The 22,134-nt window shown below is 40.6% G+C and carries 14 protein-coding genes; 11 read left to right on the forward strand and 3 right to left on the reverse strand.

The window, feature by feature from the left end:
• The first annotated feature begins 2 nt into the window (after nt 1–2).
• From F6K27_RS13075 to F6K27_RS13105, 7 genes are all read left to right on the forward strand, one after another.
• Nucleotides 3–131 (forward strand): hypothetical protein, encoded by a 129-nt coding sequence (locus F6K27_RS13075; RefSeq protein WP_287284304.1) that lies wholly within the window; start codon nt 3–5, stop codon nt 129–131.
• A gap of 698 nt (nt 132–829) precedes the next feature.
• Entirely contained in the window at nt 830–2,305 is a 1,476-nt protein-coding gene (locus F6K27_RS13080) for an ABC transporter ATP-binding protein (RefSeq protein WP_287273696.1), read from the forward strand.
• 1,036 nt (nt 2,306–3,341) lie between these two features.
• Entirely contained in the window at nt 3,342–4,535 is a 1,194-nt protein-coding gene (locus F6K27_RS13085) for an FAD/NAD(P)-binding protein (RefSeq protein ID WP_287273694.1), read from the forward strand.
• Nucleotides 4,536–4,549: 14 nt separating this feature from the next.
• Entirely contained in the window at nt 4,550–4,711 is a 162-nt protein-coding gene (locus F6K27_RS13090) for a hypothetical protein (RefSeq protein WP_287273693.1), read from the forward strand.
• Nucleotides 4,712–4,800: 89 nt separating this feature from the next.
• On the forward strand, nt 4,801–5,562 hold the full coding sequence (locus F6K27_RS13095) for a GTP-binding protein (protein WP_287273691.1): 762 nt from the start codon (nt 4,801–4,803) through the stop codon (nt 5,560–5,562).
• A 545-nt stretch (nt 5,563–6,107) separates the two neighbouring features.
• Nucleotides 6,108–6,923 (forward strand): metallophosphoesterase, encoded by an 816-nt coding sequence (locus tag F6K27_RS13100; protein ID WP_287273690.1) that lies wholly within the window; start codon nt 6,108–6,110, stop codon nt 6,921–6,923.
• 377 nt (nt 6,924–7,300) lie between these two features.
• Nucleotides 7,301–8,032, forward strand: a complete 732-nt coding sequence (locus tag F6K27_RS13105) for a metallophosphoesterase (protein WP_287273688.1) — start codon at nt 7,301–7,303, stop codon at nt 8,030–8,032.
• A 490-nt stretch (nt 8,033–8,522) separates the two neighbouring features.
• Here F6K27_RS13105 and F6K27_RS13110 read toward each other — a convergent pair whose 3' ends face one another.
• On the reverse strand, nt 8,523–10,355 hold the full coding sequence (locus F6K27_RS13110) for an HlyD family efflux transporter periplasmic adaptor subunit (RefSeq protein WP_287273686.1): 1,833 nt from the start codon (nt 10,353–10,355) through the stop codon (nt 8,523–8,525).
• Between the two features lie 155 nt (nt 10,356–10,510).
• Here F6K27_RS13110 and F6K27_RS13115 point away from each other — a divergent pair, with 155 nt between their 5' ends.
• Entirely contained in the window at nt 10,511–10,756 is a 246-nt protein-coding gene (locus F6K27_RS13115) for a mersacidin/lichenicidin family type 2 lantibiotic (protein ID WP_287273684.1), read from the forward strand.
• Between the two features lie 802 nt (nt 10,757–11,558).
• On the opposite strand, the gene F6K27_RS13120 is transcribed toward F6K27_RS13115, so the two are convergent.
• Entirely contained in the window at nt 11,559–13,283 is a 1,725-nt protein-coding gene (locus F6K27_RS13120; protein WP_287273683.1) for a hypothetical protein, read from the reverse strand.
• A gap of 206 nt (nt 13,284–13,489) precedes the next feature.
• Here F6K27_RS13120 and F6K27_RS13125 point away from each other — a divergent pair, with 206 nt between their 5' ends.
• The 3 genes from F6K27_RS13125 (at nt 13,490) to F6K27_RS13135 (ending at nt 20,717) form a co-directional block, all read left to right on the forward strand.
• Nucleotides 13,490–16,690: a type 2 lanthipeptide synthetase LanM family protein gene (locus F6K27_RS13125; RefSeq protein ID WP_287273681.1), complete on the forward strand. Its 3,201-nt coding sequence runs from the start codon at nt 13,490–13,492 to the stop codon at nt 16,688–16,690.
• A 199-nt stretch (nt 16,691–16,889) separates the two neighbouring features.
• Nucleotides 16,890–19,034, forward strand: a complete 2,145-nt coding sequence (locus F6K27_RS13130) for a peptidase domain-containing ABC transporter (protein ID WP_287273679.1) — start codon at nt 16,890–16,892, stop codon at nt 19,032–19,034.
• Between the two features lie 561 nt (nt 19,035–19,595).
• Complete coding sequence (locus tag F6K27_RS13135; protein ID WP_287273678.1) at nt 19,596–20,717, forward strand: NAD(P)/FAD-dependent oxidoreductase; 1,122 nt, start codon at nt 19,596–19,598, stop codon at nt 20,715–20,717.
• Between the two features lie 479 nt (nt 20,718–21,196).
• Here F6K27_RS13135 and F6K27_RS13140 read toward each other — a convergent pair whose 3' ends face one another.
• A complete protein-coding gene (locus tag F6K27_RS13140; protein ID WP_287273677.1) occupies nt 21,197–22,042 on the reverse strand; it encodes a hypothetical protein in 846 nt (281 codons plus the stop codon).
• Nucleotides 22,043–22,134: the final 92 nt, after the last annotated feature.

Raw genomic sequence — 22,134 nt, forward strand, 5'->3', positions numbered from 1 at the left:
GTTTGCGCTTCACTAGTCTTTTAGTAGGGGTAGGAGACAACCCACCTCTAACCCCTCCGGTGGAGGGGAATACTGGAGACAGGAGACAACCCACCCCTCACCCCTCCGGTGGAGGGGAAGAATGGGAATGAGCGAGGAGGTAGGAGCAAGAATTGTCAATTTGGGATTTTTCTACCATAGTCAGCCCAAAATACTAGCTTTTTGCAGCTCACAGGCACCGAAAAGCTGGCACTTTTTTGAACCCCAAAAAGGCTAATACCTTTATTTATCAATACGCGCGAGAATTAATCAGCAAGCCCTACTTATATCATGTTCCCCCTCCGGGGGAGCTACGAATTGCGGTTGAATACTTATAAATAAATGTTGTGAGTCCTCAGGAGTCAACCCACCCCTCGCCCCTCCCCCTCCCAGGAGGGGAACGACCGAGTCAGGAGGAAATATTGGAGAAAAAGAGGAAATATTGGAGAAAAGTAAAGACAATTTCAGTATTTATTTGATACCGTCGGTACTGTCAGTCCTTAAATTTTATTTATAACTGACCCGTCCGAACATGATATTATAGCGGTTTTCGCAAAGGTAGACTACAAAGCTTCTACTTTTTGCCTTCTGCCTTTAAGCCAAAATCTCTGTATTCTATATTAATCTTCCTATTGTTGAAGTAAAAATAACATATATTTCAATTACTTAAATACTTTAAAACTTGATTCTTAGGGAGTGAAAAAAAAAGTAGCGATCGCAACCCTCCTACGGATACAAAAAATCATTCATAACTGGCACTAATAATTATTTTAATTACATTAAAATCAAAAAAAATATTATCTAATACTTGATGACATATTTACATTTAGAAAATATCACTAAAAGCTTCGGAAATTTTTGCGCTAACGATAATATTAATATTTCCATTGCGGCCGGATCTGTCCACGCTATTCTTGGAGAAAATGGTGCAGGAAAAACCACATTAATGAATATATTATCAGGACTATATCAACCAGATTATGGTCAAATTTATCTAGAAGATAAACTAATAAAAATTTCCTCGCCTGGTGTAGCAATAAATTATGGTATTGGCATGATTCATCAGCATTTTATGTTAGTACCAACATTAACAGTTACAGAAAATATTATCTTGGGAAATAGTGGAAAATTTCATCTAAATTTAAGTACAAAATCCGCAGAAATTAACGCTATGGCAAAAGCCTATAATTTAGAAATACCAGTGAATAGTAAAGTAGCAGATTTACCAATAGGTATTCAGCAACGGGTAGAAATTCTCAAGGTACTTTATCGTCAAGCAAAAATTTTAATTTTAGATGAACCTACAGCAGTTTTAACTCCAGCAGAAGTATATTCTTTGCTGAATATTTTGCGAAAGTTAGCAGCAAATAATCACACAATTATTTTTATCAGTCATAAACTAGAAGAAGTAATGAATGTTTGTGATACTGTCACAGTTTTACGTCGGGGAAAAGTGGTAGATACCATCAAAACAGCAGCGATTACTACTCATAAATTAGCTGAAATGATGGTGGGTCGAGAAGTAAATTTAGTTTCTAATAAAATTGCTGCCGAAAAAGGCAAAATTGTTCTAGAAGTGAAAAATATAGAAGTCAAAAATGACCGAGGTTTATCTGTAGTAAATAATTTATCTTTTCAATTGCATAGTGGGGAAATTTTAGGAGTAGCAGGAGTCGATGGCAATGGTCAAAGAGAATTAGCCGATGCTATTAACGGTTTGCGTTTTGTGGAGAAAGGAAAGATCGAATTTGTAGATAATTTAAAAGTGGGATATATTCCCGAAGACCGCCAGAAAATGGGGTTAATTATGAACTTTAGTATTGCTCGGAATTTGATTTTGAAATTGTTTAGGTTTTTGCCTTTTTGTCGTTATGGTTTTTTGCAGTCTGGAGTAATAAATAATCATGGGAAAAATGCCATAGAAAAATTTGATATTCGTGCCAGTCATTCACAGTTAAAAGTCAATCAACTGTCTGGAGGAAACCAACAAAAAATTATTCTGGCGCGGGAACTTTCTGGAAAACCAACATTAATTGTAGCAATGCAACCTACCCGTGGTTTAGATATCGGTGCTACAGAATATGTACAACAAGCTTTACTTGCTCAAAAACAACAGGGGGCAGCTATTTTGTATATTTCCACAGAATTAGAAGAAGTCATGGCAATGAGCGATCGTATTGCCATAATATATGAAGGTAAGTTTATTGATATTCTAGATGCTGCCACCGCTACAATCGAAGAGGTAGGTTTATTAATGACATCGGGTAAAAAAACATTGATGCCGTAGGTTGGGTTAAGCGCAAGCGCAACCCAACAAAGACCAATGAACCTATCCCACTAATACCAAGCGCAATAAAAGTTTGCTACATTTTCGCATTACAGAGGACTAGGGGAGTGGGTAGGGACGTTACATACAACGTCCGTAAATATACCTCAAAGCCCTAAAAATGGCTAGATCCCTTGGTAATCAAGGAATTATACCTTAATTAGGGCTTGCGTATGGAAAGTCTTTTTGCTCTTTGTAGGAGACAGCTATACTGGAGACAGGAGACAGGAGAAATGGATCGGGAGCGAGGAGGTAGAAGTAAGAATTGTCCCTAGATTTTTCTGCCCAACTATGCGCCTAAAATACTAACTTTTTGAGCGTTAATGGCTGAAATAGGCGCACTTTTTTCGACCCCAAAAAGGCACTTTTCTTTATATGTCAATGCTTGTAGATTTAATCAGCAAGCCCTAATTAGTATATATTATGAAAAGCAGTGGTTTGGTAAGTATTTATACTCTATAAATATTTCTATATTAACTTTCTCATTCGTCAAATTCTCAGGAAAATATTTATGCTTAATATTTACTTAATTGTTGACTACTACGACTTTCTCCTAAATTCTGACTCTTGACTCCTACATTATCATTTTCTTTGTGGGTTTAATACCCCACCGTCAACGGGGGTGTTCACGCATTACTTGGGGAAGCGTAGACGCGGAGCGGCCCTTCGTTGACTATCCCCATGTAATTTTCCTCCTGTCTCCAGTATAGCTGTCTCCTTCTTCAAGTACTACAAAATGTTGGTTATGGGCAGAGTCTTGGTATTACTATACTCTTGTAGACTGAGCATTGGCTGTAATATTTGTCTATAAATTTGAGACAATATGTATTTAAAAGCTTGTAATTCAGACATCAATAAGCTTACAGCTTATTTGTAGTTAATGTGAGCTGTTTGCGCAGCATGACCTAGGAAAAATCTTGTTTGCGAGCCGTTACAGCTATATATATAATTAAAATAATAATGATTATCATTCTTATAATTATGGTTCTTTAATTCCATGTCCTTACCAAAACAAACCAACATTGCCATCGTAGGTGCGGGACCCCACGCCCTAACTTTGGTAACTCATCTGTTGCAAAAACGGGAAAAGTATCGCCATAAAATAATAGTATTTGACCCCAGTGGCACTTGGATGAGTCAGTGGCGACAGCAGTTTGCAGCTCAAGATATACCCCACTTGCGATCGCCTGCCGTTCACCACCCAGACCCAGACCCCTATTCCCTGCGTCGGTTTGCGGAACATCGCCTAGACGAACTATTCCCTCCCTACGACTTACCTGGAACAAAAGTATTTCAAGAATTTTCCCAAGATGTAGTTAGTCGCTGGCAGTTAGAAGACAAAGTATACAAAGCATCAGTGACAAACATTGCTCCCATAACTCACCGAGGGAACCCTCAGTTTAGAATCGAACTAGACGATGGTAACTCAACCATAGCTCGTCAAGTAATCATAGCCAATGGTGGAGGAAAACCTCAACTTCCACAATGGGCGAAAAAAATTCCCACCCCCTATCCAAACCAACGCCTTTGTCACTCCCAAGAAGTAGACTTGCAAAGTTTGCGACTCAAAGGGGAAAAAGTGCTGATTATAGGTGGGGGATTAACTAGCGGTCACTTAGCATTGGGAGCTTTAAAACGAGGCGCAAACGTAGCCTTGATGGTAAGACGTAAGCTCAAAGAGAAATTATTTGATGCCGACGCTGGTTGGTTAGGTCCAAAATATTTAAAAGGTTTTAGCGCCGAAACTGACTGGCAGAAACGATGGCAGTTAATTCAACAAGCACGAGATGGCGGCTCCGTGACACCAGAAGTGATGACTCAGTTGCGCCGTTACCAACACCAAGACGAGTTATCTATTTTTGAGGAATGTCAGGTAGTGGGTGCTGAGTTTGTCGGCGATCGCTGGCAAGTAAAGTGCGATGATGGAATGATGTGGGAGGGCGATCGTATCTGGTTAGCAACAGGTACAAAACTTGATGTCACACAACAACCTATCTTGAAAGAAGTCTTGCATACTCACCCAGTGAAAATAGTGAACGGGTTGCCAGTATTAGATGAATATTTGCGGTGGTCTGGTTGTAAACTATTTATTATGGGTGGGTTAGCTGCTTTGCAAGTGGGGCCTGTCGCCAGAAACCTATCGGGAGCAAGGATGGCAAGTCGCCGTATCGTCTCAGCATTGAAAAGTTGAGTTATGGAAGAAAAATGTCAGGAGTTGGTAAATTAGTGTATGATATTAGTCTTAATTACTTAGGAGTCAGGAGTCAGGAGTCAGGAGTCAGGAGTCAACCCACCCCTCGCCCCTCCCAGGAGGGGAAGAAAGAAGAAGAAAGAATAGTAGAAGGAGAAAGTTTTTTGGTCGCGTAAAGGTAATGGAGTTCTATAACGCTCCTATCCGTTAGCGCAGTTCCCCTAGAAGGGGAAAATGATATCATACCTCAAATTACCAACGCCAAATGTCAAAACCTATAATTACTGTAGTAGCGGGTCCACCGGGAGTCGGCAAAACAAATTTTATTCGGGAACAAATCCCCAAAGATAGTCCTGCTGTTTATTTCAGTCCCGGTACTGGCAATGTTCCCATTGACCACACTTGCCTTGCTACGGATTTTCCCAATCTCAAAATTATTACTGATTCTCAACAGTCAGAACTCCTAGAATATCTTGCTAATGGTACAGTTGCTTTTATCGAATTAGGATTTTATTTAGAGCTAGATGCAATGTCATCACTGCTTGATAATATTCCTAGCAGTCGTATTGCCATTATCCCACCAGGAATAGAAAATAGCGAATGGCATCAGTGGGCAAACCAAACTGTTGAAGGATTTGCTATTGAGAGTAATATTAATAATTGTCAATTTTGGCGATCGCCCACCCAGGGTCAAGTCATCGATCCGGCAAGTTTAGATGTTTTTTGGTATGACGAATTAACTGCTGGAGCTTATGGTCAAATTGTGCGTGCTAAAGCAATTTTTGATATTGCTGATGGACGTGCTTTTTACTTTGATTTTGTCCTAGGAAAAGAGACTGAATATCAAGAATTAAATTTACCAAGATGGTTAAAAGGTAGACCAGAACGTTTTAGTGGAATTGAAGTTTTTGGTCATAACTTAAATCAAAAAGCTTTGGTAGAAACTTTACAAGATTGTTGTTTACCCGATGAAGCAATTTTAGCTTATCAACAACAAGTAAAAGAAACATTAGGAATTACCGAATAATGAATAATGAATAATTAAATAATTCGCGCCTTGAAGACTCCCCTTTTAAAGGGAAAAAAGCGGTCGATATTCGGAGATCCCCGTAGGGTGGGATTGATGGGTTTCCTATAATGAATAATGAATAATGAATAATTAAATAATTCGCGCCTTGAAGCCTTTCCTTTTAAAGGGAAAAAAGCGGTCGATATTCGGAGCTTCCTGTAGGGTAGGATGGATGGGTTTCCTAACCATATCCAATCGACCAAGAAAAGAAATATGATTTCTTTATATTTAATCAATAACGGTTTTAGCCAGAAGTAATTATCCATTATACCAATTTGAAAAAAGAATGTTACAAATAGTTCCAAACTTTAGATGTCGAATAATTTGCTGAAATTACTGAAGCATCAAAGTTTTGAGCTATAAAATCTTACTTTTGACTGTCTTGAGTGCGTCTTACATTCTGAGGGGACCTCAGAATTACGCACTCGATGCATGACTTTTGACTTTTGAATTCCGTGAAACGATATTATCCATTATCCATTAATGAAAGAGGAATAATTAGTATGAAAATCGCAGTTATGTCTTGCATTCATGGCAACTACGAAGCTTTAAATGCTGTATTAATAGATATAGAAAAACAGAAAGCAGAGAAAATTTTCTGTGTGGGAGATTTGGTTGGTTATGGTCCTCATCCTAACGCGGTTGTCGAGCAAATTCGCAGTTTAGATATTCCCACAGTTTTAGGTTGTTGGGATGAGGATATTGTGGAGGGATTAAATTCTTGTGAATGTAGTTATCCTTCTTTATTAGCAGAGAAACGTGGCAAGTTAGCCCACGAATGGACTGATCGAGAAATTCATCCAGAAACGCGAGAATATTTAGCATCTTTACCTCATAGTTTGAAGGTGGAAAATATGTGTTTTGTTCATGGTAGTCCTCATAGTAACCATGAATATTTATTGCCAGATTTAGATGGATTTTTAGCAGTTGAAAGGGTGTTAAGCAGTGGTGCTGATGTGTTGTTTTGCGGTCATACTCATGTGCCTTATGTTCGGACTCTTGATGCTAGTCAATTATTAGTTAAAGTTAGTAGTTTGGGGAGGGAAAATTTAGAGTCAAACAGTTGTATTGCTCCTATGAAAAAAATTGTTAATGTTGGTTCTGTCGGAGAACCTCGTCATGGTAGACCGAATGCTACTTATGTTATTTATGACAATGAAACAGGAGAAGTAAATATTCGAGAGATTCCTTATAATTATCAACTTACTTGTGAAGCTATAGTTGATAAGGGGTTGCCAGAAATTTTTGCTTGGCGTTTGGCAAGGGGTTTAGAATATGCTGAAAAAGCTGATGACCCTACTCATATTTGTGAAAGATAAGTAATAATTAATAATTAATAATTGAATAATTCTGGTTTAAAGCCTCCCATTTTAAGGGAAAAAAAGCGGTCGTTTGGGCTCTTAGCCGAAAACGTCATATCCAATTGACCAACAGAAGAAATAATATTTCCTTATATTCAATCAATAACTGTTTTAACCAGAGGTAATTATTAATTATCCATTATTAATTATCAATTTAATCTCACTTTATCTATAGCATTTCCCATAAAGATAAGGTACATTTACTATCCCCCTAAATCCCCCTTAAAAAGGGGGAGCCTTCAAAGTCCCCCTTTTTAAGGGGGGCAGGGGGGGATCTAAAAGTTTGCCTCATAACTGTGGAAATTGTTGTAACCTAAAAAAAAGCAAAAAATTATATGAATTATTGGGCAATTTTAACTGGAATCCAAGGAAATATCACAGCTTATGAAGCGGTACTTACTGATATAAAAAAACAGAAATATCCTGTAGAAGCTTTATATATTTTAGGAGATTTAGTCGGGCTAAATAGAGATTGCAAAAAATTAGTAGAGCGAGTACGTTATCCCAAAACAAACGAACTTATACCCCAAGTCTGTATGGGATGGTGGGAAGAACAATGTTTGATTTTACATGGATTAACTACCACAGCTGAACCGACAGAATTAATAGCAGAATATGGTATGGATACTGTGAAAATATTATGGGATAATGTGGATAGAGAAACAGTAGAATGGTTGAGAAATTTACCTTTTGGTTTTTCTGAACTTGACTGTTTATTAATTCACGGCAGCACTCTGGGGGTAAGTGAGAAATTGACTCCCGATACTCCACCGATACAAATGTTAGATAGATTAATGCGTTTTGGCGTTAATAATTTATTTTGTGGTCGGTCTGGTTTAGCTTTTAAATATCAGTTGGAAAATGGTTCGGTGAGTAGTGGAGTGACAAAGTTGGGAGCTGAAGTAGGTACTATTGAGACAACATCATCTACTCAAACTTTGACAACACTCCGTCAGGTTATAGGAGTCGGTAATGTGGGAAGTGTGCCGGGAAATGCGACTTATACTCTTTATAATCCTGGTACTAATCAAGTGAAATTTAGAACAGTTAGCGAGGCATATTCATAATCTTGCTCTTACTTCCAGAACTTTAACGAAGTCAGAAGTCAGAAGTCAGAAGTCAGAAGTTATTTTTGTAAAGGGGGTTAGAGCAACTCTCCAAAAACATTTCGCCTTAAAAGGCGTTGCTCTAAACTCAATTATTTTGGTGATTTCAGTTATCAGTTATCAGTACCTCTGCCTAAAGTAAAGTGAATTGAAATATTGAACTTTATTTTTTTTCATCCCCTTGAAAGTGGAGGCTTGAAACCTTATTTTTTGGTCAAATAGTAGCTAAAGTTCAGCAACAAAGCCATGAACAATTAATAATTAATAATTACCCCTTATAATGCTATACTTAGCTCAAACTTCAATTATTAAGTAATTAATACAGGTAGAATAACATTTTTGATAATTATTAGCTTAATCTTGTCTTAATTATTCTTATGTTTACTACTCCCCTACTCCCCTACTCCCCTACTCAAGAAACTGTAGCAAACATTTATCAAATTGATATCATCTAACCCCACTTATTTATCAGCCTTACTTTCCGGAGGACAAACTGCAAAACTGTCTCTTGTTTAGAAACAATATCAGCTCTGCCCTCCATACCAGCTTGGATGCTACATTCAGTTTCAGGGGAGCGATCGCCACCAACAACTTTAGAAACAGCTTTCCCAGATACAGTAAGAGCAGACCTTTCTGGCTCAATAGTCACCTCGTAGAAACTATCCACAGCCCCATTTGAGACAATCACATCTGGTGAAACTCCCACTACTTTACCTCTGAGAGTGCCGTAATCTGTATAAGGACAAGCTGTTATTCGCATATCCACGTTTTGACCAACTTCTACCAGACTAATATCCCCCGGTTTCACCCTAGCTTTCACAACGACAGCAACATCAATGGGAGCAATTTCAGCGATAGATTCTCCTGTAGCTACAACTTGACCAAGATTTCGTAAACCTAACTGGAGGATGACACCAGACTCCGATGCCGAAATCACAAAATCCTCCTGTTTTCTCTCAACTTCTTCAACCTCTTTTTGGTTGTACTTGATTTGATTCTCTATTTCTACTTGCTGCTGCATCAAAGCTTCTTGCTCTCTATTTAATCTGGCTAACCTAGCTTTACTGGTAGCGCTTTCTTGGGTAACTCTCTCCCTGGCTGCTGCTACTTCAGCATCACTAGGATTAAGAGCTGTTTGAGCAAGTTGCAGTCGAGCGCGGGCAACTTCTACTGCCTGTTGTTGTCTTTCTATTGTTTCTGCTTGTGCTTCTAGTAGCGATGTTTGGGAGTTGAGAGCTTGTTGTTGTTGCTCTACTTCTAATTGAGTTTTATTTAATGCTTGTTGCAGTCGAGCGCGGGCAACTTCTACTGCTCGTTGTTGTCGCTTGATTGTTTTTGTCTGTGCCAAAATCACTCCTTTTTGAGCTTCGATCGCTTGTTGTTGCTGCTCCACTGTTAATGTTACCTCATCTAATCTATCTTGAGAAATTGCTCCAGATGCGATTAAGGGTTGATAGCGATTCAATTTGTTAACTGCTAGGTTAAAAGCAGCTTCAATAGATTTTAAGGTAGCTGTAGCTGATGTTAAGTCTGCCTGTGCTTTTTGCAATTCTTCTTGGGCTAATTTTAAGTTTGCTGTTTCTTCGACGGTGGTAGAGATATTACATATTGCCTCTTGACTACATGATGCTAAATCTTTTTTATAGGCATCTCGATTAAACTTGGCTGCTTTTACAGAAGCTTGGATAGATTTTAACTCTGACTCTATTGAATTATACTCGGCACGCGCTTTTTCTAAATCTTCCTCGGCTAATCTCAGATTTGCTTGGGCAACTTCAACTTCTGCTACACTGTTTAATTGCTGGTCTTGATAGTCTCGTTTGGCTTGTCTGAGTTCCGCTTCTGTCAAAGCAAGAGTTCCTTTAGAGCGATCGCTTTCTGCTAATATTTCGTTATCTAAACTTCTAATCTGGGCTTTTAGTTGTACAAGTTGCAACTGTAGTTGTTGAATTGTTCCTTGCAACTGGAGTTTTTCCGTCTCAAGACCATTATCGCTGAGGGTAGCGATCGCTTCTCCTTTCGTAACAGTTTGATTTTTACTTACTGCTATATCAGCTACCGTTCCCCCTGTAGCAGCTTGAACTATGCGTAATTCTCCTGTAGGCCGAACTATTGCGGGTGCTTTCACCGTAACGTTGTATTTGGTGACGGTTGCTATTATCAAGGCAGCAGTACATCCACCCACGATAAATAGCCCACCGCAAGTTGTCCAAATATTGAGATCGGGTAGAAATTCCTGGCTGTTGACAGTTGGCAAAGTCGCTTTTCTGATGTCGTTAAACATAATTTAGTCCTTTATTTCAAGTTGTTCATTTATAGTGGCCTACTTACCCAAAAACCTCTTAAAAAAAACTTTATAGAAATTTTATGAGAATAATTATCATTCTCACCTTTTTATGATACTATTCTTATGGACTTATTTAATAAAGGAGTAAATTAATGTCCAAAATTGATATCATTCGGGCTTGGAAAGATGAAGAGTATCGCAATAGCCTGAGCGACTCTGAAAAAGCACAACTACCGGAAAACCCCGCAGGGGTGATCGAACTTGATGATGACGATATGTCATCAATGGTTGGAGGAGAAGGAGAATCTCAACATTTCACTCACACCAGATTTTGTGACCATTGCAAGGGTGGTGACGCCGGTGAAAGTATAGAGCTAGAGGAATCCAGGGTATTCTAGGTTTTCTAATTTTACGTTACAGCGGTTTTCATGTCAGTAGACCAGAGTAGGGGCGTTAACGATAGTTATGCGAAGCAAATGACATTGGCTAACGCCAAGCTCTGCTTTATATGTCGCGCAGCGAAACGCCCTTACAGAGTTTTGGTTATGATGATGTGGTTTATCAACCTGAAAAGTGCTGTAATATCAAGTAACATTAATTAACGGCAATGTAGGGACGTTGTATGCAACCTCCCCACCAGGTTCGGTCATTTCAGTTATCAGTTATCAGTACCTCTAGCGCTCACCCAAAAGCTTGAAATACAGAATATTCTTTTTTTTATCCTCTTAAAAGAGGAGGCGTAATATCATGTCCGGTTGAATAGTTATAATTAAAGCTCGTAGTAGGGCTAAAGCCCGAAGATAGATATTTTAAGGGCTAGAGCAATTCTACAAACAAAAACTTTTTTTATCGCTAATTAGGGTTTGCTGAAAAAGTCTTATGGGTGAGGGTAGGAGTCAGGAGACAGGAGACAGGAGACAGGAGGAATGGGGAATTTAGAGGAGCCAGGAGAAAGAATTATCCCAAGATTGTTCTGCGATAGTCAACCCAAAATCCTAACTTTTTGAGTTCCCTAGAACGAAAACCTTGTACTTTTTCAAGACCAAAAAAGGCTAAAATATTTATCTGTCAACGCTTTTAGATTTAATCAGCAAGCCCTAATTATCTGAACATGGTATAACTACCCAAATTTTTGGGTAAAAAGCTAGCGGAGAGTAAGTTTTTCACCGACTTTGTCACCCCCTTCAACTTCTGCCTTCTTCAAGCCCTAATAAAGAAATTATCCCCACTCAGTTCAGGTTGGTTTTCAAGAATCGCAAATTGACCGCCACTGCCAAAACCAGCATCACTACCATTGGCGTTATAGAACAAATTACCGTTGTTAGAGTTATAAACGATCGCTGCCTCAGAACTTTCCGCAGCAGTATCAGTCGTCACGGTAGCAAACACATCATCAATACTGGCATCACTCTCAATGGCATTAAAAGTTCTCCTGTCAAGAAGAATCAAATCTCGCACTAGGTCGAAATCAGTTATGGTATCTACACCAATATCCTCTGTGGCAAATTCCTGATTTGTAGCAAAGATGAAGCGGTCTATACTGGCTCCACCTGTGAGAGTGTCGTTTCCTTCACCACCATTTAAGCGATCGCGACCGATACCACCAATCAGGATGTCGTTCCCATCACCACCAAATAAATGGTCGTTACCAGGGCGGCCTTGAAGATTGTCGTCTCCTCCCTTACCAAAAATCCGGTCATTGCCACGACGTCCAACTAGAGCATCTGCAACTGCACTCCCCACCAGGGTGTCATTTCTCCGACCGCCATTGACCGCTCCATAGATAGTGGATGTAAAGCCAAACAGGTTTTCTTCGCTGTCAGTGGCAATCAATTCTAAAGTACCATTGAAAGCACCACCTGTTTCTGCATCTAGTTGCACTGCTAATTCGACTGTGTTTTCTGGTGCGAGATTGAAGTTATTTGGCAGTGGATCAATTACGCTAAAACCATCGGGCAAATTTAAGTCCGTCAGAATCAGAGGGCGATCGCCAGTATTAGCTATAGTCAAAGTTTTGCTTGTGGGAGTACCCACTCTCGTACTGTCAAAGTCTAATATGACATCAACATCAATAATATTCGTATCACCATCTAAAATTTCTATTTCAGCTCCTGTTTCTACTGCACGGAACCCAATACTATTACCTTCTTGGTCGCTGTAATCGCCAATAATCACCCCCCCATCATTTATATCCGCCGCGAAGGTACCCGTCGCCCCAGGAAAATTAATCTCTTCAAACTCGCCATTTTCCCAGATGAAGCCATTAACGAATTGTTCGGTTTCGTCCGAAGTTAACCAACCAACAATACTGTCATTGTTATTGATACCACGGGCGGTAGTAAAACTAGCTCCAGGAAATTCGAGTTCTTCGATAATATTGCCGTTTTCCCATACAAATGCAGAGTTTCTGTCATCGGGAATCCGAAATTGTCCGACTACTTTTCCTGCATCATTAATATCCCAAGCGAGAGTTCGGTCTGAACCTTCAATATCTAAGTCTGTGACATTCAAATCCTCTCCTTCTAGCAGAAAGGAACTTCCCCCAGCAAAGTCGGGAAGTAAGTAAAATCCTGAAATTTGCCCGTTACTATTGATTCCAGTAAGTTCAACGCTGCGTTCGGGAAATTGGGGAAAAGGATTGACGATAGTAAAATCAGTGCCATCGTATATGTAGCCTTGGCTCACCCCGTCTGGTTCAAAGTCTGAAGTTGTAAAAAACGAGCCTACTGCTTGACCGTTATCACCCAGACCCCACGTCAAAGTAGAGCCAGTCTCAAAAGCAGTAAAAAAATCTATGTCCCCGTTTGGCTCTAACAAAAAGCCTAGGTTATCCGAGTGTCCTGCGATTTGCCCTGCATTGTTAATCGCATTTACAATTGGGAAAGAGGCATTTGGCACTTCAAAACTTTGATAGGCAAGGGCCATTAAAATTCACTCCTTTAGTTGTGTTTTTTCACTTTTTTTACATAGCACGGCAACATACGAGAGTGTCAGCTAAAAGTTCTTCTGGAACTTAGTTTAGGGACTTTCTCAGTAGCCGATATTTGCCATATTTTTGAGAATGATTATCATTCTATATTAGGATTGAAAAAATTAACACTACCTCAGAAAAATTTCATTATTTGGTGGCTATGAATCAAAAATGCTTGAGTGAAACTGCTTGGTATCAGGCTCTCACCTTGACCGAACGAATTGGCATTATGGAAGGCCAAAAATTGAATCCAGAAAATTTTGATGCAGAACTAGCAGAGCGTAGAATTAAAAAATGGCGTTCCCAGACTCCTTTTATTTCCGACAGCTATTACCAACAACGGCTAGCAACAGATGGCATTACTCCCCAGGAGTTTCGCTACCTATTGGGGGAGGGAGATGAGGGCATAAAGGATCGTTTTATGTCTCTTAAGGAATCGGCCACTTATGCTCATTGGTGGAGGAAACTGGAGAAAGGCTTTTCTCGGAGTCAATCGCCTAAAATCAAAGTCATTCCTCCTAGTGAGTTACCATCTGGTCAAGAGTCGAATGGTTTTTTGTATGCGATCGAACCATTGGTCAGTCAAGGAATTTCCAGTCTAGAAGCAAGTATCGAAACCTTACTCAACAAATACCAGGAAAATAAGCCACTCCCCTTTGACCCCAATACAGCTAAAGCCATCCTATTTAAGCATCTCCCAGAAAAATTACTCCAGATTTTGAGCCAGACAATGGTGCTAGAATTAAACGTAGCTCGTCTCCAAGGTCTGCTATCCGGAGATACCCCCAGAGAAAGATTCTTAAGCTTTTTAGACAGGATTTACCAAAAAGATGTTATGGTCGCTATCTTGGCAGAGTATCCTGTTTTAGCCAGACAATTAATTGTTACTATCGATCGCTGGGTATCCTTTAGCCTAGAATTTCTCCAACATCTGTGTGCTGACTGGGAAGCAATTTGTACCGAATTTAGCAGCGAAAAGTCTCCAGGCGTGCTAAAAGAAGTAAAAGTAAATGCTGGAGACACTCATCGGGGAGGTCGTTCGGTAATTATAGTCAAATTTAGCTCTGGGTTTCAGGTAGTTTATAAACCTAAATCCCTAACAGTAGACGTGCATTTTCAACAACTGCTAGTCTGGCTGAACGAGAGGGGAGACCATCCCTCATTTCAGACTCTAAAAATTATCGATCGCGGAACTTATGGATGGGTAGAATTTGTGAATTTTCAGAGCTGTCACTCCCAACAACAAGTGTGGCGTTTTTATCAAAGAATAGGGGGATATCTGGCTTTGTTCTATGCTCTGGAAGCGACAGATTTTCACTCGGAGAATATTATTGCTGCCGGAGAGCAACCCATTCCCATCGACCTCGAATCCCTTTTTCATCCCCGTTATAAAGTGACAAATGCAGAACCGTCAGTCATTCTCGCCAGAGAAGAGATGACTTACTCGGTGTTGCGAGTGGGATTATTACCCCAACGTATTTGGGCAAAGGCTGATTCGGCAGGAGTCGATATTAGTGGTATCGGTGCGACTCCAGGTCAGATGATGCCAAACAACATCCAGTCTTGGGAGGGAGTAGCAACAGATGAAATGCAAGTGGTTCGGGAGCAAACGGCTCTTGAGACTTCTCAGAATAGACCGTACTTGAATGATGCTGAAGTCAATGTTTTAGAGTATTCAGAAGCAATAATTGCTGGATTTACTTCTATTTATGAATGTTTAGTAAAATATCGAGATGAGCTGCTATCGGATGCAGGAATTTTAACCCGTTTCGCTGAAGATGAAGTGCGGACACTCTTGCGTCCGAGTCGGATTTATGCTTTATTACTAGGAGAAAGTTTCCATCCCGATGTGTTGCGTAATGCTCTGGAACGCGATCGTTTATTCGACCGCCTCTGGATAGACGTTCAGCATCGCCCAGAGCTGGCTAAAGTCATTCCTGCCGAACAGAGAGATTTGTGGCAGGGTGACATCCCCATGTTTACTACTCGTGCTAACTCTAGAGATTTAGTTGCTAGCGATAACCATTTGTACCAAGATTTTTTTGAGGAATCTGGTATAGAATTAGTGGAAAAACGCCTACAGAAGTTAGACAAAAAAGATTTAGAGCGACAAATATGGTTCATTCGTGGTTCTCTTTCTACCTTAGCACTGGCAACTGAATTTGGGGGGTGGAAAAGGTATTCTACTTTTACACCACAGATAATCCCAACTCGGCAGGAACAACACTCACGCTGTCTAGAAATTGCTCAATCAATTGGCGATCGCTTAGAATTATTAGCCCTAGGGAGTGAGTCTGATGCTACTTGGATAGGACTGACGCTGGTGAGAGGAAAGGATTGGATTTTGCAACCTTTAAATTGGAGTCTCTATGATGGTTTATCTGGGGTGATTTTATTTCTAGCTTATCTGGGAGCGATGACAGCAGAAAAACGCTATACTAACCTTGCCCGTTCGGGTTTAAGAACATTACAAAATCAACTACAGCAAAATGAATCCTTAATTAAATTAATTGGAGGGTTTAGTGGGTGGGGAGGAATCATTTATACTTTGACTCATCTGGGGGTATTGTGGCAGCAACCGGAGTTATTAGAAGAGGCAGTGAGTTTAGTTGGTTTGATGAAAGCTAAGATTTCCCAAGACAAGGTACTAGATGTTCTTGATGGTTCTGCCGGATGTATTGCTAGTTTACTCGCTCTCTATACTTGCGTTCCCTCTGATACAGTTATCAATGCTGCTATTGAATGTGGCGATCGTCTACTGACAGAGCTTCAATCCCAGGAAAATAGCTGTTGGTTGTTTGCAGACGAAATAACTCGAAAGGGTTTCTCTCATGGAACTCCTGGAATAGCTTGGGCATTATTGAAATTAGGTAATATTACTAACGAAGATCGGTTTCGGCAAGTTGCTAACTCTTTAGCATTAAACGCTCAGAAAGAAGAAAACAAGCATGTCACCTGGTGTAATGGTGTTCCTGGAGTGGGATTAGCAAATTTGCGTTTTCTCCAAGATGGACAGGGTGAGCAAATGTTAGCAGAAGTGCAAGCTGCGATTAAAATTGTCCTCAACAGAGGATTTGGTCTGAATCATTGTCTCTGTCACGGTGACTTGGGGAATCTTGAATTTCTGCGGCAAGCTCGCGACATCCTGAATGTTAATCAGTGGGATGCTGAAATAGATCGGATTACTGCTATGATTCTTGAGAGTATCGATAAATATGGCTGGCTCTGTGGAGTACCATTAGGAGTGGAAACCCCTGGTCTGATGTGTGGAATAGCAGGTATTGGCTACGGATTATTGCGACTCGCCGAACCGCAGCGCATTCCTTCAGTATTAGTGCTAGAACCTCCCATTATCAGTTAACAGTTATCAGTTATCAGTTTATTATCTGTTGATTGTTATACCAATTAGTTATCATATCATGTCCTCATGGTATTGTTTGTGTAAAAGGTGAGAAAATATTTACCGTGAGCTTAGGGTTTTTATGCTATCAAACCTTCTTCTTCCTTCTTTATTTCTTCTTCCTTCTTCCTTCTTGCTTCTTCCTTCTTATAGATAAAATATGAAATACCCAGTAGTTTTACAGCATAACGTCGAAGACTGCGGAGCTGCTTGTCTAGCAACCATTGCCAAATATTACGGGCGAATTTTCACCCTCGCTCGCACTCGCGAAGCTACTGGAACCGGACAACTGGGAACTACATTACTTAATCTCAAACAAGGAGCAAAAGTACTTGGTTTTAACGCTAGGGGAGTGCAAGTCACCTTGGAATTAGTCGATAAAAATAGTATCCCTTTACCAGGAGTTATTTATTGGAAGGGCAATCACTGGGTTGTTTTGTATGGAAGACGAGGTAAAAAATACGTTGTTGCAGACCCATCTGTGGGAATTCGATTTTTAACAAAAGATGAGCTGATTTCAAGCTGGACGAATTGGGCAATGCTCTTAGTAGAACCGCGCCCAGATTTTTATCAAAACCCAGACGATAGGGATAAAGTTACAGGTTTGTGGCATTTACTAGGGCGTATCTGGAGCTATCGCGCTACTATTGCTCAAGCTTTACTGTTAAACCTATTTATCGGTATGCTTTCTTTAGCTTCTCCATTTTTAATACAAATCTTGACAGATGACGTACTGATTCGCGGGGATAGGGATATGCTGACGGGAGTAGCGATCGCTGTCTTGGTAATGAATACCATTGGCGTTAGTCTCAGATTTATTCAATCAATGCTCATTGCTCACTTTGCCCAACGCTTGGAGTTAGATATCATCTTGGAGTTTTGCCGAGTCATGCTCCAACTTCCGCTATCATATTACGAAGTGCGTCGTAGCGGGGAAATTGCTAGTCGATTGAGAGATATCCAAGAAATAAATCAACTCATTTCTCTAGTTGGAATTACTTTACCGAGCCAATTTTTTGTGGGAGTTATTTCCCTAGGATTCATGGTATTCTACAGTTGGAAACTGACTGTAGTTCCAGTTGCGATCGCTGCCATAATGGCGATAACAGTCCTAGGATTATTACCCACCATGCGTCAAAAACTTCGGAATTTCTTAGTCTTAGCAGCAGAAAATCAAGGAGTTTTAGTAGAAACATTCAAAGGAGCATTGGTGCTGAAAAGCACAAATTCTTCCCCCTACTTCTGGGAGGAATTCCAAGGTCGCTATGGCAAACAAGCTCGTGTTAGCTACCGCGCTACTCAGACAACGATTGTTAGCAATACGTTCACATATTTCTTTTCTCGGAATGGGGTGATACTCTTACTGTGGTTTGGCAGCACTCTCGTCATCCTTCAAAAATTAACTATCGGGCAACTCTTAGCATTCAACGGCCTGAGCGCAAATTTCTTGACTTTAATTATTACTTTATTGAGCTTTATCAGTCCTTTCACTCGCGCTCAACTAGCAACCAAGCGACTTGTGGAAGTTATGGAATCTACACCAGAAAGTCATGACGAGCATCAATTGCCCGTTGCTCAAATTGCGGATAATACAAATATTGTTTGTACAAATCTCAATTTTCACCACCCAGGTAGAGTTGATTTACTCAAAAATTTTTCTCTGACGCTTCCTGGTGGAAAAGTTATTGCCCTGATAGGTGAATCTGGTTGTGGTAAAAGCACTCTCGCTAAACTGATTGCCGGATTGTATCAGGTGGATGACGGTAATATTCGCATAGGTGTTTATAATCTAGAGGATATTGACCTCAGTTGTTGGCGACAACAAGTAGTATTAGTTCCCCAAAATGCTCATTTTTGGAGTCGAACTATTGTTGCTAATTTCCGTCTTGCTTATCCAGAGGCAACATTTGAAGAGATTGTTAAAGCTTGTCAGGTTGCTAAAGCAGACGAGTTTATTACCAGGTTACCTAATAAGTATCAAACCATATTGGGAGAGTTTGGTGCTAATGTTTCTGGTGGTCAGCAGCAAAGATTGGCTATTGCTAGAGGAATTGTTAGTGACCCACCGATTTTGATTTTGGATGAATCTACTGCTAATTTAGATCCGGTCAGTGAAGCGCAGGTATTAGACAGATTGTTGTCTCATCGGCGGAATAAAACTACGATTTTAATTAGTCATCGCCCGAAAGTGATTAGTCGGGCGGATTGGATTGTGTTTTTGGAAAACGGTAAATTGAAGTTGGAAGGTACTCCTGAAGATTTGCGCTCTAAGTCTGGAGAGCATTTAGATTTTCTGATTCCATAGTTATCAGGACTTACGCACGGACACTATCTGTAGGGGCAATTTCCTCCGGAATGCTGCGCAAACATGAATTGCCCCTACAAAAAATACAATTACCGATCTTTTGCGTAAGTCGTGATATTATCAAAATAATGGGGAGGCTTGAGACCTTATTTTTTTGTCAATCATGGTTTAGCAAAATAATTGGGTTTACAGCCGTTTTCATTTGAATAGACTACTGTAGGAACTTTGCATGCAACATCCCTACAGGGTTATCATTTTTTTAGTGTGGTTCATTGACCTGAAAACTGCTATAAAGATAGACCTGGATCGGCGAAATGTTTTTGGAGCCTTGCTCAAATACCCGTTACAAAAACAACTGTCAGATGTGTGTCTTACATTCTGTTAGCGAAGCGTTTCCGCCGAAAATGGAGACCTCAGAATTACACACTCGCTTCTGACTTCTGACTTCTGACTTCTGACTTCGTTAACACTGCCTCACCAATATTTTTTGTTAGAAAGCTAGCTTTTTTTTTATAGAATGATTATTATTATTATAAAGTATCTATTGGAGATTGTTTGCTTGTGAACAAAACTAATGATCGTTTTGAAGTTGTAATTGTGGGGGCTGGTGCTGCTGGAATTGGCTGTGGAGTAGTCTTAAAAGATTTAGGGATTGAAAACTTTGTCATTTTAGAACGACATCAAGTAGGGGCTTCTTTTAGTCGTTGGCCAGAAGAAATGGGATTCATTACGCCGTCGTTTCCCAGTCATGGTTTTGGATTGCTAGACCTCAACTCAATAGTTTTAAATACTTCTCCTGCCCTCAGTTTTAGAAAGGAACATCTTTCAGGCAAAGAATATGCCCTATATTTGGAGACTGTAGCAGACCATTTTCAACTACCTATAAAAACTGAGACAAATGTGAAAACTCTTACAGCTTTACCTCAAAACCAAGGCTTTGTCTTGGAAACTTCTAAAGGCGAGTTGCGGTCGCAGTTTGTTGTTTGGGCAGCAGGAGAGTATCAATATCCCAATCTTAATCCTTTTCCAGGGGCAGAATTGTGTATTCATAATTCCAAAATACGTTCTTGGAGAGACCTTGAGGGGGACGAATTTGTAGTTATCGGCGGCTATGAAAGCGGTGTGGATGCAGCGTCAGTTTTGGCAGCACTAGGGAAAAAAGTAAAGTTAATTGATCGCCAGAGTAGCTGGTTAAACTTAGACTCAGATCCTAGTGTTTCTCTATCTCCTTATAGTATAAAACGTTTAGATGTAGCTTATTCTATGGGTAGAATAGAACTTATTGGAGACAAGCAGATTGAAGCAGTCAAAGCAGAAAAAAAAGGATATGTGGTTGAGAGCGAGTACGAAGAGTGGTTTAGTTCTACACAGCCAATTCTCTGTACGGGGTTTAATACCAGTTTAAAACAAATCGCACCTCTATTTGACTGGTCAAATGGCTATGCAGCCCTGACTGAAGAAGATGAGTCCACCCTAACTCCAGGATTATTTGTCGTTGGCCCTTCAGTGCGTCACGGCAATATAATTTTTTGTTTCATTTATAAATTTCGGCAGCGATTTGCTGTGGTAGCAAATGCGCTCGCTCAACGTCTGGGAATCGATCCTAGTCCGTTGGAAGTCTATCGCCGACAAGGTTTGTTCTTAGATGACCTTTCTTGCTGTAATGACGATTGTGTTTGTTGAACGGCTTTGTTGCATGGGCTTGTTGTTGAACCTGCTGAGGCAAATCAGCAAACATTTTGCGGAATTGAGGGGTAGTGGGTGATTTCACAGCTTATCTGGATCGAGTTCTTGGGTTTCACCATGCTACAAATGTGTATGATTTTGTGTCTTATACGGATTTTATTAAGATTTCATCCGCATAACACGGTGTTTATGGATATTATACAGAAAATTTCCTGATCATCCCCCTATTACGGTTTTATAAGGATTTGTTTGTGCCTATGATCGACACAACTGCATTGGAAGCCTATCGCCAAGCAGGTTTGTTCTTAGATGACCTTTCTTGCTGCGATAACGATTGTGTTTGTTGAACATTGACGCTCCCACCTTTCCGCTACGCGCTAATCCTAAACAGATAAGAATGGTGCGTTCCCTAATGCAACTCTTACTACTCAACCGATAAATTTTGGGAACGCACCCTACAAGATCGGCGATCGCACTCAATAACTCAGTCCAATATTGGCTGACCCGAATAGAGGATCTTCCTCAAAGAAAACATCTGAATCTGAAAACGAGGTGATAACGATCAAGGCTTCCTGGTCTGCCAGAACGTCAGGGCGACTGGAGTTGAATTCAAATCGGCAGAGTCCCGTACCTGAACACCCACGAACTTCGATGTAGCCTCGGTCATACATAGCTTGCTCAAGAGTAGTGTAATGATCCATAGGAGTATTCTTTGGCAGCCAACCTGCATCGAGTATGCGCGATCGCACCTCTGCGTAGGGCATTCCCTCTACTAGCCCCTCAGGTACCGTTGGTGTCATGTCGGCCCTAAATTCTCCTGGACGATTTGCCTGGCAAGCAGTGTTGAGCAGGTTGGTCATCGCTTCATCCGGCGACGCAATTTCATAGGCTACCAGGTCGCCGTCTATTATGACTTCTGTCACCGTCCTGCTGGCACATTGGGCCACGGCTTGACCGTCTGCTGTCTGGTTGGCATCTGCCGCATCGACTTGTAGGAAGTTGACGATAACACACCCACTGTCACCGTCGGCACAAGCGATGGATTCGCTGGTGATATAGTAAACAGATGCCCCCGCCGCCGTTTCACCCATCAAGGGATAGCCAATATAACCAGGCTCCCCTTGAGGCTCGGTCATCTGACTGAGAGTGGTGGGATCGTTCTGGTTCGTCGTTGTTGAGTCAGCCGCTGTTGAGTAAGTCATTGCCAACTTGGTTGTTGATATTGCGCTAGACTCATCAACTTCAGGGTTTTTTTGTCCCGCATTACAACCAGTGGCAATCATCATCAGCACCAAAGCTGAAAATTTAGCACCTGTGGCCACAGTAAGGCGTAAGTAACTAGTGTCCATGAATTTGGGCATATTCCTCATTGTTTAGATTTTCGCGCCTGTAACTACTGTAACCACACAGGGGC

Source organism: Okeania sp. SIO2F5, assembly GCF_010692685.1.
GTDB lineage: Bacteria > Cyanobacteriota > Cyanobacteriia > Cyanobacteriales > Microcoleaceae > Okeania > Okeania hirsuta.